Origin of the sequence: Brucella ciceri, assembly GCF_041930145.1 — a bacterium.
GTDB classification, from domain to species: Bacteria; Pseudomonadota; Alphaproteobacteria; order Rhizobiales; family Rhizobiaceae; genus Brucella; species Brucella intermedia.
Genome location: NZ_JBHEEV010000002.1, coordinates 337,132 through 351,851, shown reverse-complemented (window position 1 = coordinate 351,851; position 14,720 = coordinate 337,132). Strand labels below are relative to the sequence as shown.

The window sequence follows — 14,720 nt, the reverse complement described above, 5'->3', positions numbered from 1 at the left end:
ATCTCGTTTGTTGCCCATGATATAAGCTATTGTTTTCGCAGGTTGCAGACCCGACTTTGCATAGCTGCCTTGCGGGCTCTGCACGTCACCCTAAATCGATTAGAGTGGCAGGGCACAAAATTGCCGCAAAGCGATTTGATCCACTCTTTGCCGGCTGCGCGGTTTCCTATATGTTCTCAACCGCTTACGGTTGCGGCAGCAACAACTGACGGAATGAGCAGGAGCTAATTTGTCATTTTCCATTTCTGTTGAACGCCTGATAGAGCGATGGCAGCGGGACGGCCTGATCGATGCGGAGACTGCATCGAAACTGAATGCCGACCTTGAAAAGCGAGCTTCGGTCTTCAGTCTCGGTTCCGTTCTGGCCACCCTTGGCGGGCTGCTTCTTGGGGCAGCCGTTATCATGCTCGTCGCCGCCAACTGGCAGGAAATGCCGCGTCTTATGCGCATCAGCCTCATATTCGTTCTTATATGGGCAAGCTATCTCGGTGGTGCGTGGCGGCAAGCGCGGGGTGACAAGCTGTTTCCGCCAGTATGTTATATTGTGGGCGCTGCATCCTTCGGAGCGGGGCTGGCGCTTGTAGGGCAAATGTATCATTTGTCCGGCGACATCCATTCCGCGGCAATCTACTGGTCTGTCGGTGTCCTGATTTCGGCCTTTCTTCTGCGCGCCCCGGTGCTGGCTGCATTTGGGGCAGGCGTCGCCTGCTTCTATCTTTCGACATATGTGTTCGACACGTCATCTTATGATGACTTGACCTATCGCTGGGTCGGGCCGCTGCTATTGGCGTTCGGTGCCGCTGCGGCGTTATTCACGCGCTCGCGGGATGCGGCGCACCTGTGGGCGATGTTCTCCATAGGCTGGTCTTTGCTCATCTATGCCGAGCGCGAAAGCAATACCGTGCTGGTGCTTATGCTGATCGTGGGTATAGGCCTCATACTGGCCGACGGTTTTGTCCATGCAACAATGCAGAGACTGACCCGCTTCGCTCATCCGCTCGCGGCCTATGGCCTGCTTCTGGCGCTGCTGTCGCTCGTCACGCTTCAGCTCAACCAGATGTTCTCCTATTCCAGCATCTCCGCAGGTCTGGACCGGGATATAGTATATAGCATCTTCATTCTGGCGCTCGCGATCGGAGCGATTGCCGTAGCAGGGCGGAATAATGGCGGGTTGCGCTCCATCGCCTATGCCGCGTTTTCGATCCAGGTTCTCTATCTGGCTTTCGAAACGGTCGGCACGATGATCGGCACCTCCGGCTTCTTCCTGACTGCGGGCATTCTGGTCCTGCTGCTGGCGGCATTCGTGCGGCGCATGGAGAACCGTTTCGGAAGGAAAAGCAGCGTGGAGGTGCATCCATGACCACCCGGTTCAGATGGCTCTATGTGGGTGCGGCCATAACCGCATTGCTGCAAACGGGCATTCTTTATGCTGCCATTGAAAAGCGCGCCTCGATCCTGCGCTCCGGCGCGGAAGTGACGCTCCAGACGGAGCCTTTCGACCCGCGTGATCTGATGCGTGGTGATTATGTCGTTCTTGGCTACGAGATTTCCAGCCTCGCGCGAAAGGAGATCGGCGGTACGCCTTTCGCCGGTTCGCGAGCCGTCTATGTGGCGGTAAAGCCCGACGCCAACGGCATAGCGCGATTGTCACGCGCTTCTTTCGCTCCTCTTTCGGACCTTGCTGCGGACGAAGTGCAGATTCGCGGCGAAGCCGCCTATTCCATATCCGATGATCCGCAATCGAATGTTCGTCTCAATTTCGGCATCGAACGATATTATGTACCTGAAGGGCAGGGACGGGCGATCGAGGACAGCCAGCGAGAGCGTCGCATCACCGCTGTCGTTGCCGTCGATCCGAAAGGCGCGCCGGTCATCAAAGCCCTGCAAGACGATGGAAGGCAGCTCTATCAGGAGCCGCTATATTGACCCTGACGGCACCTCCTTTTTGAAAAGGGTTGGCTGATGTTACAGGATCGCTATATAGAGGCGGAAAAGGGCAGCCAGATCGAACCCGGTAATTCTCTACGGGGAAGGTGGCTTTTTTCCTTTGAACCGGGAAAATTGGATGATATAGAGACGCGCGCTTTCGAGGGGCGGTTCAATATCTGAGACGAATGATGGTGTGTTCTGAGGAATGCGCTTCGGTTCAGAAGCGGATGTGGCGAAATTGGTAGACGCACCAGATTTAGGTTCTGGCGGGAGACCGTGGGGGTTCGAGTCCCTCCATCCGCACCAACTGCCATAAGGCAAAAGAATTTCTCTCCCGCGACAAGGCAAGAATGCCGGTGACGGCGGGACAATGACAAGAAGTGAAGGTTTGAACATGCAGGTTACCGAAACGCTCAATGAAGGGCTGAAGCGCGAGATCAAAGTCGTGGTTCCGGCCAAGGACCTCGAAGCCAAGCTCTCGGAGCGGCTCGAAACTGCGCGCGGTCGCGCCAAGATCAACGGCTTCCGTCCGGGCAAGGTTCCTGCAGGTCATCTGCGCAAGATGTACGGCAAGTCCTTCATGGCCGAGATCGTCAACGAAATCCTCAACGATTCGTCGCGCTCGATTCTCGCTGACCGTAACGAAAAGTCGGCTACCCAGCCTGAAGTCATCATGTCGGAAGACGAAAAAGAGGCCGAAAAGGTTCTCGACGGCAAGGCCGATTTCGTTTTCTCGCTGAACTACGAAGTTCTGCCGGCAATCGAAGTCAAGGACTTCTCCAAGATCGCCGTTACCCGTGAAGTCGTCGATATTTCCGATGAGGAAGTCGACGAGCAGGTCAAGCGCATCGCTTCTTCGACCCGCACCTTCGAAACCAAGAAGGGCAAGGCAGAAAACGAAGATCGCGTTACCATCGATTACCTCGGCAAGCTCGACGGCGAGCCGTTCGAAGGCGGCGCCGACAACGACGCACAGCTTGTTCTCGGTTCCGGCCAGTTCATTCCGGGCTTCGAAGAGCAGCTCGTTGGCCTCAAGGCTGGCGACGAGAAGGTCATCAACGTTACGTTCCCGGCTGAATACGGCGCCGCTCACCTGGCCGGCAAGGAAGCTACCTTTGACATCAAGGTCAAGGAAGTTGCCAAGCCGAACGAACTCGTTCTTGATGACGAAACCGCAAAGAAGCTCGGCATCGAATCGCTTGAGCGTCTGCGTCAGGTTGTTCGCGAACAGATCGAAAGCCAGTACGGCCAGATCACCCGCCAGAAGGTAAAGCGTCAGATCCTCGACGCACTGGACGGCGACTACCAGTTCGAAACGCCGCAGAAGCTTGTTGACGCTGAGTTCAACAACATCTGGCAGCAGATCAATTTCGACCTGCAGCAGGCTGGCCGCACGTTCGAAGACGAAGAAACCACCGAAGAAGCCGCTCGCGAAGAATATCGCAAGCTTGCTGAACGTCGCGTTCGTCTTGGCCTCGTTCTCTCCGAAATCGGCGAGAAGGCAGGCGTGGAAGTAACGGAAGAAGAACTGCAGCGCGCTGTTTACGACCAGGTTCGTCGCTATCCGGGCCAGGAAAAGGAAATCTACGAATTCCTGCGCAAGACGCCGGATGCCGTTGCCAACCTGCGCGCCCCGATCTTCGAAGAAAAGGTGGTCGACCATCTGCTCGCCAACATCAGCGTGACCGACAAGAAGGTTTCGAAGGAAGAGCTGACGGCTGAAGACGAAGATGCAGCTTCGGAAGCAAAGCCTGCCAAGAAGGCTGCCGCGAAGAAGAAGGCCACTCCGAAGAAGAAGGCCGACGAAGACAAGTCCGAAGAGGCTTAATTCTTCCTGGTTTGAATTATATGAAAGGCCGCGCACTGCGCGGCCTTTTCATTTCGAGTGCAATTCGCGGTCGAGGGTGTGACATGAATGGGCTGCCATATCTCCATCTGGAACTGACGATGCACGAAGAGCCATGCCAACCTGCATGGCCAGCTAATGTCAGCATAGCCGCGTTCTCTCACGAGTATGCACGCGCCACCCATGATTTGCTGGTTCGTGCCTATGCCGGTGGTGGCGGTTCGGTTGCCGGTTTCGACAACTGGTACAATGGGCTGATAACCGATAGCGAGTACGATCCCGAGCTGGCCGTTCTGGTTCTCGATCAGTCCCATCGGTCTGTCGCATTTGTGCAGTGCTGGAATAGTGCTTTCATAAAGGATCTGGTTGTCGATCCAGGCAGGCGGCGGGAAGGTTTGGGGGAAGCGCTTTTGGTTCATGTGCTTCGCCTTTTCTTCCGCCGCAGTCAGACAACGGTTAGTTTGAAAGTGGAGCGGAATAACCCTTCTGGCGCCGAAAAACTTTACAGGCGTCTAGGTTTTAGCGAAGTCCCGGCTGCGAAGCTGCAAACGAAAGCTTGAGCAAATCACGCTGAAGGGCAGAGAAGGCTTGCCAGTCTTCGCCGTTTGTTTTAGCCAAAGTCAGATAGAATTTTTGCTGCGCATTGCGTCGCACAGGAAGAGATAGACGAGTTACTATGACCCTTATTGATACGCGCACGCCAGAACCGAAACGCTTCATTTCCGGCGCCACGGGCGACTGGGAAGTCGTCATCGGCATGGAAGTCCATGCGCAGGTCACGTCAGAATCCAAGCTGTTTTCCGGGGCCTCCACTTCGTTTGGTGCGGAGCCTAATTCCAATGTTTCTCTGGTTGATGCGGCCATGCCGGGCATGTTGCCGGTCATCAATCTGGAATGCGTCAAGCAAGCGGTTCGCACGGGCATCGGGCTCAATGCCCAGATCAATCTGAAGTCGGTTTTCGACCGCAAGAACTATTTCTATCCAGATCTGCCGCAGGGCTATCAGATTTCGCAGTTCAAGCAGCCGATCGTCGGCGAGGGCAAGATCATGATTTCGGTCGGCCCGGACAATAAGGGCCAGTTCGAAGACGTGGAAATCGGCATCGAGCGCCTGCATCTGGAGCAGGATGCGGGCAAGTCCATGCACGACCAGCATCCGACCATGTCCTATGTCGACCTGAACCGTTCAGGCGTGGCGCTGATGGAAATCGTGTCGAAGCCGGACCTGCGCTCGTCGGATGAAGCGCGCGCCTATCTCACCAAGCTGCGCACGATTGTCCGTTATCTTGGCACCTGCGACGGCAACATGGACGAAGGCTCGATGCGCGCCGACGTGAACGTTTCCGTTCGTCGTCCCGGTGGCGAATTCGGCACGCGCTGCGAAATCAAGAACGTCAACTCGATCCGTTTCGTCGGCCAGGCCATCGAGTATGAAGCGCGCCGCCAGATAGCGATTCTTGAGGATGGCGGTTCCATCGATCAGGAAACACGCCTGTTCGATCCGGTTAAGGGTGAAACACGTTCGATGCGCTCCAAGGAAGAAGCGCATGATTACCGTTATTTCCCCGATCCCGATCTGCTGCCGCTCGAGTTCGATCAGGCCTTCGTCGACGCGTTGGCCGCAGAACTGCCGGAATTGCCGGACGTCAAGAAGCAGCGCCTCGTGGAAACACAGGGCATTTCCGTTTACGACGCCTCCATCCTCGTGACCGAGAAGGCGATTGCTGACTACTATGAAGCAGTTGCTGCCGGTCGCGACGGGAAGGCTGCTGCAAACTGGGTCATCAACGATCTTCTTGGCGCGCTGAACCGGGCAGGTAAGGACATCGAGGAATCGCCGATTACTCCTGATCAGCTCGGCGCGATCATTGATCTCATCAAGGAAGGCACGATTTCCGGCAAGATCGCGAAGGACCTTTTCGAGATCGTCTGGAATGAAGGCGGAGACCCGAAGAAGCTCGTTGAAGAACGCGGCATGAAGCAGGTCACGGATACCGGCGCCATCGAAAAGGCCGTCGACGACGTTATCGCCGCCAACCCGGAGAAGGTCGAGCAGGCGAAAGCCAAGCCGACACTGGCTGGCTGGTTCGTCGGTCAGGTCATGAAGGCAACGGGCGGCAAGGCCAACCCGCAATCAGTCAACGAACTGGTCAAGGCCAAGCTCGGGATCGAAGAGTAATGTGGGTCAGGAGCGCGACAGAAGCCGATCTCAAGGCAGTAAACGAACTGCTCGTATCGACCTGGCACGCGACCTTCGATGATCTTCTCGGGCGGGAAATGGTGAATGCCGTTACCGCCCAGTGGCACAGCATCGCCGTGCTGAAGGCCAATCTCAAGAAGCCTTACTCAGAGTTCATTGTTGCCGATAACGGCAATGGTGGCATCGACGGAATGGCTTTTGCCAGTCAGTCGGAAGAAGGCAAGGCTTCGCTGCATCAGCTGTATGTTCGCCCCGATGCTCAGGTTCAGGGTATCGGGACGATGCTTCTCGCTGAAATCGAGATGGCTTTTCCCGGCGTCCGGACGATGAAGCTCGAAGTGATCGAGAGAAACACCAAAGCGGTGAATTTCTATGAGCGCAAGGGCTACAGCAAGGTCGGCCGTAATGAAGATTGGGGCGATCCCAATTGCAAGGAACCTGTGCTGGTGATGGAAAAGTCACTCGAAGGCTGGAGCATGTAAAGCGTGTCTCTCGAAAGCGGGAACGTTTTGGGGATCAGGACATGCGGAAATATAAAAGCCTGGAGCGCGCAGCGCTTTGGCTCTTCATACTCTTGTGACAGCGGCAACTTGACCCTTGCCATGGCCGGACGATAGGGCCATAAGCAAGAAAACCCGGTGGTTCCGATCACCCGTGGCAATGATGGATCTGGAATAGGTCATGAAGAAATTTATTACGCAAGTTTTCACCTGGTGGAACGGTCAGACGCTCGGCACGCGGTTTCATACGTGGCGCAAGGGCGAGCGCGTCGGTGAGGACGAGTTCGGCAATATCTATTATCAGGGCGGCAAGGATTCCGAAGGCCGCACGCGCCGCTGGGTAATCTTCAATGGCTATGCGGAAGCAAGCGCTATTCCTCCCGGCTGGCACGGCTGGATGCATCATCGGGTCGATACGCCGCCGTCCAAGGAAGACTATCGTCCGCGCGAATGGCAGAAGCCGCATCTGCAGAACCTCACCGGTTCTCCGCTGGCTTATCGTCCGAAGGGCGCCATTGCCCGTCCGGGTGCGGAGCCTGCGGAACGTCCGCGTGTGACCGGCGAGTATGATGCCTGGACGCCGGGCAACTGATAATCTGTTTCGGTTCTTGTCCGGCGCGTTAATCCGCGCCGGATTTCTTATGTCCGCCTTTTGACGCCATCGCGAAAAGGCTTGAGGATAGATGGTTTGCTTCACGCTCCGGGGCTGCATTGCGGCTTGCGACAGGGCAACGAATCGTCACAATTCATGCTTAGGAATTGTTCCAGCTTAATTTAACCCTTTGGATGCGGATCTCCGTTTTGACGAAGCAATCTCCCGGCAACGGAAAAAACTCGATCAAAAGGGCTGTTCAGCTTGCCCTGATCTCGTTCATGGCGACTGCCAGCTGCTTTCAGGCAGCGATGGCCGAACGCATTACCAATCCGGTTGCGGAGTTCTCGGGTCTCGACAAAATCACAGGCCGCATCACGACCTTTGATGTGTACATCAATGAGACCGTTCAGTTCGGCGCGCTCCAGGTGACGCCGAAAGTCTGTTATTCGCGTACGGAGAGTGAAGCGCCACGCACGGACGGCTTCGTTCAGGTCGATGAGATCACGCTGGATCGGAAAATACGCCGTATCTTCACCGGCTGGATGTTTGCCGACAGCCCCGGCCTCAATGCTGTCGAGCACCCGATCTATGACGTCTGGCTGAAGGACTGCAAGCAGAAGTCGGAAGTGCCGCCGCCGGATCAGCGCAAATAAACCAGCCTTTTGTTGCGCATCATTCTCTGCAAGCCGTAGGCGGTGCTAGAAACGCGCTATTCCGTCGAGCGCCGTTTCCAGCAGTTTCTCATATTTCTTCCTTGGAACTTCCACGGCGCCGAATCTCTCAAGATGCGGCGTGGTGAACTGTGTGTCGAGAAGAACGAAGCCTCGGCTGACCAGATGCTGGACCAGATAGGCCAGGCAGACCTTGGACGCATCCCGCTTGCGCGTAAACATGCTCTCGCCGAAAAAGGCGCGTCCGAGCGTGACGCCGTAAAGTCCGCCGACAAGCTTGCCGTCATGCCACGCTTCGACCGTGTGGCAATGCCCGATCTCGAACAGTTTTCGGTAGGCCTCGCGAATGGGACCATTGATCCAAGTGCGCGCGCGCTCACCAGTTCCGCTGGCGCACCCTTCGATCACGCCATCGAAATCGCTATCGAGCTTTATGTCGAAAATGCCCTGTCGGATCGTTTTCTGGAGGCTTTTGGGAATATGGAAGCCATCGAGGGGGATAACGCCGCGCCTCTCGGGACGAACCCAGAAGACTTCCGGATCGTCGGCTTCTTCGGCCATGGGAAATATTCCCGTGGCGTAGGCCCGCAGGAGCAGCTCCGGTTCGATTGAATAGTCGTCCGGGGACACTCCTGCGGTCACTTTCGTCAGGCGCTTTCGCTCTTGGTTTTCTTGGCCAGATATTTTTCCAGCCAATGAATGTCGTAGTCGCCGTTGGCAATATCCTGATTGGCAATCAGGTCCTGGAAGAGAGGCAGGGTGGTTTTCACGCCATCCACCACGAACTCATCCAGCGCACGGCGCAGGCGCATCATGCATTCAACGCGGTTGCGACCATGCACGATGAGCTTGCCGATAAGGCTGTCGTAATATGGCGGAATGCGATAACCGGAATAGACGCCCGAATCCACGCGGATGCCAAGGCCGCCCGGCGTGTGATAATGGGTGATCAGGCCCGGCGAGGGCGCAAATGTCAGCGGATCTTCCGCGTTGATACGGCACTCGATTGCATGGCCGGAGAAGCGGATATCCTTCTGCTTTACCGACAGGCCGAGACCGGCAGCAACGCGAATCTGTTCGTGAACAAGATCGATGCCGGTGATGGCTTCCGTGATCGGATGCTCCACCTGGAGACGCGTGTTCATTTCAATGAAATAGAATTCGCCGTCTTCATAGAGGAACTCGATTGTTCCCGCACCGCGATAGCCCAGTTCCGCACAGGCATTGGCGCAGACCATGCCGATCTTGTCGCGTGCCTCGGCATTGAGCGCCGGTGAGTTGGCTTCTTCCCAGACCTTTTGGTGGCGGCGCTGCAGCGAGCAGTCGCGTTCGCCCAGATGGATGGCATTGCCAGCCCCGTCACCCATGACCTGGACTTCGATGTGACGCGGCTTTTCGAGATATTTCTCGATGTAAACTGCGTCATCGCCGAAGGCTGCGCCGGCTTCGGAGCGGGCGGTTGCAAGAGCGATGGAAAGATCTTCCTCGCTGCGGGCAACCTTCATGCCGCGTCCGCCACCACCGGCCGAAGCCTTGATGATGACCGGATAGCCGATTTCCTTGGCGATGCGGGCAGCTTCCACGTCGTCCGTCACACCGCCATCGGAACCCGGAACGACCGGAATGCCGAGGCGCTTTGCAGTGCGCTTGGCTTCGATCTTGTCGCCCATGATACGGATATGCGAAGCGGTGGGGCCAATGAAGGTGATGCCGTGTGCTTCGAGGATTTCCGCAAACTTGGCGTTCTCCGACAGGAAGCCGTAACCCGGATGGATTGCGTCGGCGCCGGTGATCTCGCAGGCAGCAACAATCTGATGGATGTTCAGATAGCTGTCGCGCGACGGCGGCGGGCCGATGCACACACTTTCGTCTGCCAGGCGCACATGCATCGCGTCGGCGTCGGCCGTGGAGTGGACGGCGACGGTCTTGATGCCCAGTTCCTTGCAAGCCCTGAGCACGCGAAGAGCGATTTCGCCACGATTGGCTATGAGTATCTTTTGAAACATTGCGCTTTGCTGCCCGTTCATTGAATAAGCCGTAATCTGCTATCTTATTCGATTACGACGAGCGGCTCACCGAATTCAACCGGCTGAGCGTCTTCGATGAGGATGGCCTTCACAGTGCCGGCGCGCGGGGCCGGAATCTGGTTCATCGTCTTCATGGCTTCGATGATGAGGAGCGTCTGGCCTTCCTTCACCTGCGCGCCAACCTCGATGAAGTTGCGGGCGCCCGGAGCGGGAGCGAGATAAGCGGTGCCAACCATCGGTGACGGAACGGCGTTCTTCGACAGATCGGCCTTTGTCGGTTCGGCGGCGGCTGCAACCGGCGCAGGAGCGGCTGCAACAGGCGCTGCGGCAGGCATAACAGTCGCTGCGGCCTGAACCGTAACCTTGCGTGAAACGCGGATACGCAGGTCGCCGTGCTCGACTTCAATGTCGGTCAGGTCGGTTTCATTGAGGATATCCGCCAGGTCGCGGATGGTTTCCTTGTCGATGACGGAGTTTTTGCTGGACATATCAGGCCCCTTTAACGCTTTGCCCGTTGTTTTCTTCTTCTTTGGCAATTGCCGCAAGCGCGCGCAGACCGAGCAGGTATCCTTCCGCGCCAAAGCCGCAAATAACGCCTTTGGCGACTGCGGATACATAGGAGTGATGCCGGAAAGCCTCACGCGCATGTATGTTCGAAAGATGCACTTCCACAGCCTTTACCTTGGCCGAGCGGATCGCATCATGAATAGCAACCGAAGTGTGGCTATAGGCGGCCGGATTGATGAGGACATAGGCGTCTTTATCGCCCGCTTCCTGAATCCAGGTCACCAGATCGCCTTCGTAATTGGACTGACGGAAATCGACATCAAGTCCGAGCTGTTCAGCCTCACGCTTGCAACTCGCTTCGATATCCTCGAGCGTTGCAACACCGTATATCCCCGGTTCTCGTTTGCCGAGAAGGTTGAGATTGGGGCCGTTCAAAACAAAAACCGTTTTTGCCATATCCGTCCGCGACTGATAACGCACTACCACGAAATTTCGGTATACTTCGCATTCCATATAGAGGGCTTGGACGCAAGCCGAAACCCTCTAAATCATTGCAGATGTTTTGCCGAACCGGTTTTTCCCGCTATTCTTTGCAAAATAAGGCAGGCAACACGGTAATTCTCTTCATCTGATACAGCTGTCGAATGCCGCAGCTTAAACTGTTTCACAAATGTGATCCGTCAAGCCGCGAACCCGCTGCCTAGTTTTTCGCGCCGGCGCGCGCTGCGGCGATTCTCTCGACCAGCCCATCCACGCCGATCGCGCCGGGAACCAGTTCATCGCCGATGATGTAGGATGGCGTGCCGGTGATGTTCAGCTGCTGAGCCAACTGATAGGTCTGCTGGAATGCGCCGGTAATGGCCGGGTCCTTCATTTTTTCGCGCAGCTGTGTTTCATCGGCTCCCAGTTTCACGGCATCGGCGATGGCGGATTCTTCCGTAGCGCGCTCTTGCGCGCCCAACAGTACTTCGTGGAACTCAGCATATTTTTCCGGCATCAACGCTCTGAACGCCTGTGCCACGACATGCGCCTTGGCGGAATCCGGTCCGAGGATTGGAAATTCCTTCATGACGAACCGCACATTCTTGTCGGTTTTCAGGATCGCTTCCATGTCGGGCAGGGCCCGCTTGCAGTAACCGCAATTGTAGTCGAAGAACTCGTAAACAGTCACGTCGCCGTCCGGATTACCGAAGACCGCATCATGCTTCGGATCGTAAAGGGAGCTGCGATTGGCGGCCAATACCTGCTTGATCTGTTCCTGGGCTGCACGTGCCTGCTTGGTTTCAAGCGCACTTTGCACTTCCAGCATCAGTTCCGGATTCTGGATCAGATAATTGCGCACGACGTTCTCGATGGCCTGCTGGTTCATCACCACAGGCGCCGCGGCAGGGGTTTCCACGGGGGCGGGCGCCGGAGCTTGCCGGGCGGTTCCCGCGTAATAACCCAATGCAAGGGCGGCAATGCCCGCAATGCCACTGGCAACTGTTATGGAAACTGCGTTCTTCATTCCAAATTCCAATCTGTCTTGAATATCGGCGTCAGGCGTAAATTGTCGCCTTACTTGCTTTTCTTGGCATTGATGATGTCCTGCGCACGAAGCCACTCCGGAGAGCGGGGCTTCATCTGCTTTTGCGCGCGGATGGCGAATATCTGGGCCTGCTGAAGCTTGCCAGAATAATAGTTCATGTCGGCTGTGGCGAGGTCTGCGAGCGCCATGTCGCCTTGCTGGCCGTATGCCTGTGCGAGATAGGCATAGCCGCCCGGAAACTCCGGATCGGATGCGATGCCGGCCTTGATCTCCTTGATCGCCGTTGGCATGTTCGCCTTGGCGCCGGTGAGCATAAGGGCGCGCCCATAGCTCATGCGCAACAGCGGCGATTTACGCGGATCGAGCGAAACGGCCTTCTGGAAAGCCTTTGCCGCTCCCGAAGCATCGTTTGCTTTCAGCAGGACTTCGCCGCGCATTTCCTGGAAATATGGGCTCTTCGGCTGCTCCTTGACCAAGGCGTCGAACTTGGGCAGTGCGGCGCGGGCCGAGCCGTTCAGGAATGTCGTGATGGCATTGCCATAACGGGCAGGGAGGCCGCCGGGATTATTGCGGAACATGCGTTGAAGGGCGCCCATATTGCCCGAATAAGCGGCGATCTTCGCGCGCGCCATATCGTGACGCAACTGCAGGGCCGGTGAATCGGCTTTGTTGAAATAGGGGCTCTTTCTCGCAAGCTCTTCCAGATTGGCAATGCGCTCACGCGGCAATGGGTGGCTGATGCGGTACTGATCGATCTGTGTGCCGGTAAGCGACAAGGCCGATGCAAAGCGCTCGAAAGTATCGAGCATTCCCTTGGTGGATTGCCCGGTGGCATTAAGATAGTTCACGGCGAGGCGATCGGCGGTCATTTCCTCGGTGCGCTGATAGTTGAGCACACTGCGCATGGCCATTTCGCCCGAACCCATTGCGATGCCCGCGCCGGCGCCTGCCGCGTTGCCGCTACCGCTTGCGGCACCGGCCACACCCGCGCCAACGCCCAGCAGCATGCCGATGATCGCCATATTGCGAGCCCGGCTCAATTGTTCGCGCAGGCGCTCCTGATGGCCGCCGGCCAAGTGGCCCGATTCGTGCGCGATCACACCGATGATTTCATTGGGTGTTTCCGCCTGCATGATTGCGCCTGTGTTGATGAAAATACGGCGTCCATCAACGAAGGCATTGAAACTCGGCGAATTGACCAGGATGACGCGAACGCCGCGGCCGCCCAGTCCGGCCGCCTTGAGGATCGGCGCGGCATAATCGGCAACAAGGGCCTCGATTTCCGCGTCTCGAACGATGGGAACGCCACCCCCGCGCGACTGCGCGAATGCGGGCAGGGCACTGGTGACGGCTATGGACGCCGCGGCCATTACAGCGACCGAACGTCTGACCATCCTATGGAAAGAAAATCTTCTGGCTGGGAAAGGTGAAGTCATCATCCCCATCGTGCTGCTCTTCCTTCTTCAAACCGGCGCGAATCTTATAGCCTTTGCTTTCAATCACCGATAGGCGGAGGTTGGGATAATCTATTTGGTCGTATTTTCTCGAAAGGTGCTGTTGCTTTAGCAATCCGGCGATTATACGGCGGGTTCAGAAAGCGACATTCGCAATTTTTTGGAAGTAATGGTGGTCACTCTTTCCAGCCGCAGCGCAGTTGAGCCCTTTCACGCCATGGACGTTCTGGCAGAGGCCAACCGCCGTCGTGCAGCCGGGCATCCGATCATTTCCATGGCGGTAGGCCAGCCAGCCGATCCCGCACCTGCCGCCGTCCGGCAAGCTGCCGAACGCGCCTTGAAGGACGGGCGCATCGGCTATACGGACGCTCTGGGGCTGATTGAACTGCGGGAGGCGATTGCTGCGCATTATGCCGATCACTACGGGATTTCGGTCTCGCCGGAACGCATTGCCGTAACCACTGGCTCATCGGCTGCCTTCAATCTGGCCTTTGTCGTCTATTTCGATCCGGGCGACCGGGTTGCCATTACACGCCCTGGCTATCCCGCCTACCGCAATATATTGACGGCGCTTGGCCTTGAGGTCGTGGAAATACCGACTGGCAATGGAACCTCGGCGTCATTGACCGCCGAAGCGCTTGCGGCGGCGCATGCCGAGAAACCTTTGAAGGGCGTTCTGTTTGCAAGCCCGGCTAATCCTACCGGCGCTGTCATCGACAAGCCGGAACTCAAGGCGATCATCGAAACGGCTCGCGATCTGGGTATCCGGGTGATCTCGGATGAAATCTATCACCGGCTTTCCTACGAGACGGATGATGTCACCGCGTTGGAGATTTCCAACGATGTGACCGTCATCAACTCGTTCTCCAAATATTACTGCATGACCGGCTGGCGTATCGGCTGGATGGTTTTGCCCGAAAGCGATACGCGCGCCATCGAGCGGCTGAGCCAGAGCCTTTATATCTCCGCGCCGGAGCTTTCGCAGCGCGCCGCCATCGAAGCCTTCCATGCAACGGCGGAACTTGAACGGGTGAAGGATCGCTATCGCCAGAACCGGCTGATCCTGCTGGATCATCTCCCACGTATCGGCCTCAGCCTTGCTGCGCCGATGGATGGGGCCTTTTATGCTTATTGCGATGTATCGCGTTTCACCAACGACAGTATGGAATTTGCCCGCCGGATGATCGCCGAAATCAATATTGCAGCAACACCGGGACGCGATTTCGACCCGCTGGACGGCCATCGGACGATGCGCTTTTCCTATGCGGGCAAGATCGAGGAAATGGAAGAGGCTGTTCGCCGGCTTGAAGACTGGTTGCCACAGCAGAGGGCCTGAACCCCGGCTCGGGCCTTGGAAAACCAAGCTTCTGGAGCATTTCCAGCAAAAGTGTGAAACGTCTACGCGGGGAAATCAGTTCACTGGACTGATTTCTTAACTCGCTTCGATGCGTTGGATAATGCGA

General features: G+C 56.8%; 15 protein-coding genes and 1 tRNA gene. 10 read left to right on the top strand and 6 right to left on the bottom strand.

The annotated features are described in order from the left end of the window. Positions 1-229 precede the first annotated feature (229 nt). The 9 genes from JNC63_RS04840 (at position 230) to JNC63_RS04800 (ending at position 7,723) form a co-directional block, all read left to right on the top strand. Complete coding sequence (locus JNC63_RS04840) at positions 230-1,360, top strand: DUF2157 domain-containing protein (protein WP_063882607.1); 1,131 nt, start codon at positions 230-232, stop codon at positions 1,358-1,360. Continuing rightward, positions 1,357-1,926: a GDYXXLXY domain-containing protein gene (locus tag JNC63_RS04835; protein ID WP_006472118.1), complete on the top strand. Its 570-nt coding sequence runs from the start codon at positions 1,357-1,359 to the stop codon at positions 1,924-1,926. Before JNC63_RS04840 ends, JNC63_RS04835 begins: the two co-directional genes overlap by 4 nt. A gap of 226 nt (positions 1,927-2,152) precedes the next feature. Then, positions 2,153-2,235: transfer RNA gene (locus JNC63_RS04830), tRNA-Leu, on the top strand. Positions 2,236-2,323: 88 nt separating this feature from the next. Then, positions 2,324-3,757: a trigger factor gene (tig, locus tag JNC63_RS04825; protein WP_265974232.1), complete on the top strand. Its 1,434-nt coding sequence runs from the start codon at positions 2,324-2,326 to the stop codon at positions 3,755-3,757. Between the two features lie 83 nt (positions 3,758-3,840). After that, the gene (locus JNC63_RS04820) at positions 3,841-4,335 is read left to right on the top strand and encodes a GNAT family N-acetyltransferase (protein WP_235693786.1); all 495 of its coding nucleotides are present in this window, start codon (positions 3,841-3,843) and stop codon (positions 4,333-4,335) included. Between the two features lie 116 nt (positions 4,336-4,451). Beyond that, positions 4,452-5,954, top strand: a complete 1,503-nt coding sequence (gene gatB / locus JNC63_RS04815; protein WP_006472121.1) for an Asp-tRNA(Asn)/Glu-tRNA(Gln) amidotransferase subunit GatB — start codon at positions 4,452-4,454, stop codon at positions 5,952-5,954. Further along, positions 5,954-6,457 (top strand): GNAT family N-acetyltransferase, encoded by a 504-nt coding sequence (locus JNC63_RS04810; protein WP_006472122.1) that lies wholly within the window; start codon positions 5,954-5,956, stop codon positions 6,455-6,457. The genes gatB and JNC63_RS04810 overlap by 1 nt, the downstream gene beginning before the upstream one ends. 199 nt (positions 6,458-6,656) lie before the next feature. Further along, positions 6,657-7,067, top strand: coding sequence for an NADH:ubiquinone oxidoreductase subunit NDUFA12 (locus JNC63_RS04805; protein WP_006466683.1), 411 nt, complete (start codon positions 6,657-6,659; stop codon positions 7,065-7,067). Between the two features lie 194 nt (positions 7,068-7,261). Beyond that, positions 7,262-7,723 (top strand): DUF2155 domain-containing protein, encoded by a 462-nt coding sequence (locus tag JNC63_RS04800; protein ID WP_006472123.1) that lies wholly within the window; start codon positions 7,262-7,264, stop codon positions 7,721-7,723. Positions 7,724-7,768: 45 nt separating this feature from the next. Here the strand turns inward: JNC63_RS04800 and aat are convergent, their stop codons facing one another. From aat to JNC63_RS04770, 6 genes are all read right to left on the bottom strand, one after another. Then, complete coding sequence (aat, locus tag JNC63_RS04795; RefSeq protein WP_025091429.1) at positions 7,769-8,338, bottom strand: leucyl/phenylalanyl-tRNA--protein transferase; 570 nt, start codon at positions 8,336-8,338, stop codon at positions 7,769-7,771. A gap of 50 nt (positions 8,339-8,388) precedes the next feature. Beyond that, on the bottom strand, positions 8,389-9,747 hold the full coding sequence (gene accC, locus JNC63_RS04790; RefSeq protein WP_006472125.1) for an acetyl-CoA carboxylase biotin carboxylase subunit: 1,359 nt from the start codon (positions 9,745-9,747) through the stop codon (positions 8,389-8,391). A gap of 44 nt (positions 9,748-9,791) precedes the next feature. Then, positions 9,792-10,256 (bottom strand): acetyl-CoA carboxylase biotin carboxyl carrier protein, encoded by a 465-nt coding sequence (accB, locus tag JNC63_RS04785; RefSeq protein ID WP_006466687.1) that lies wholly within the window; start codon positions 10,254-10,256, stop codon positions 9,792-9,794. Between the two features lies 1 nt (position 10,257). Then, complete coding sequence (aroQ, locus tag JNC63_RS04780) at positions 10,258-10,731, bottom strand: type II 3-dehydroquinate dehydratase (RefSeq protein WP_006472126.1); 474 nt, start codon at positions 10,729-10,731, stop codon at positions 10,258-10,260. A 244-nt stretch (positions 10,732-10,975) separates the two neighbouring features. Continuing rightward, entirely contained in the window at positions 10,976-11,782 is an 807-nt protein-coding gene (locus tag JNC63_RS04775) for a DsbA family protein (protein WP_006472127.1), read from the bottom strand. 50 nt (positions 11,783-11,832) lie between these two features. Then, a complete protein-coding gene (locus JNC63_RS04770; RefSeq protein ID WP_006472128.1) occupies positions 11,833-13,248 on the bottom strand; it encodes a M48 family metalloprotease in 1,416 nt (471 codons plus the stop codon). Positions 13,249-13,429: 181 nt separating this feature from the next. Between JNC63_RS04770 and JNC63_RS04765 the strand changes: the two genes are divergently transcribed. Beyond that, the gene (locus tag JNC63_RS04765) at positions 13,430-14,593 is read left to right on the top strand and encodes a pyridoxal phosphate-dependent aminotransferase (RefSeq protein WP_006472129.1); all 1,164 of its coding nucleotides are present in this window, start codon (positions 13,430-13,432) and stop codon (positions 14,591-14,593) included. Positions 14,594-14,720 lie beyond the last annotated feature (127 nt).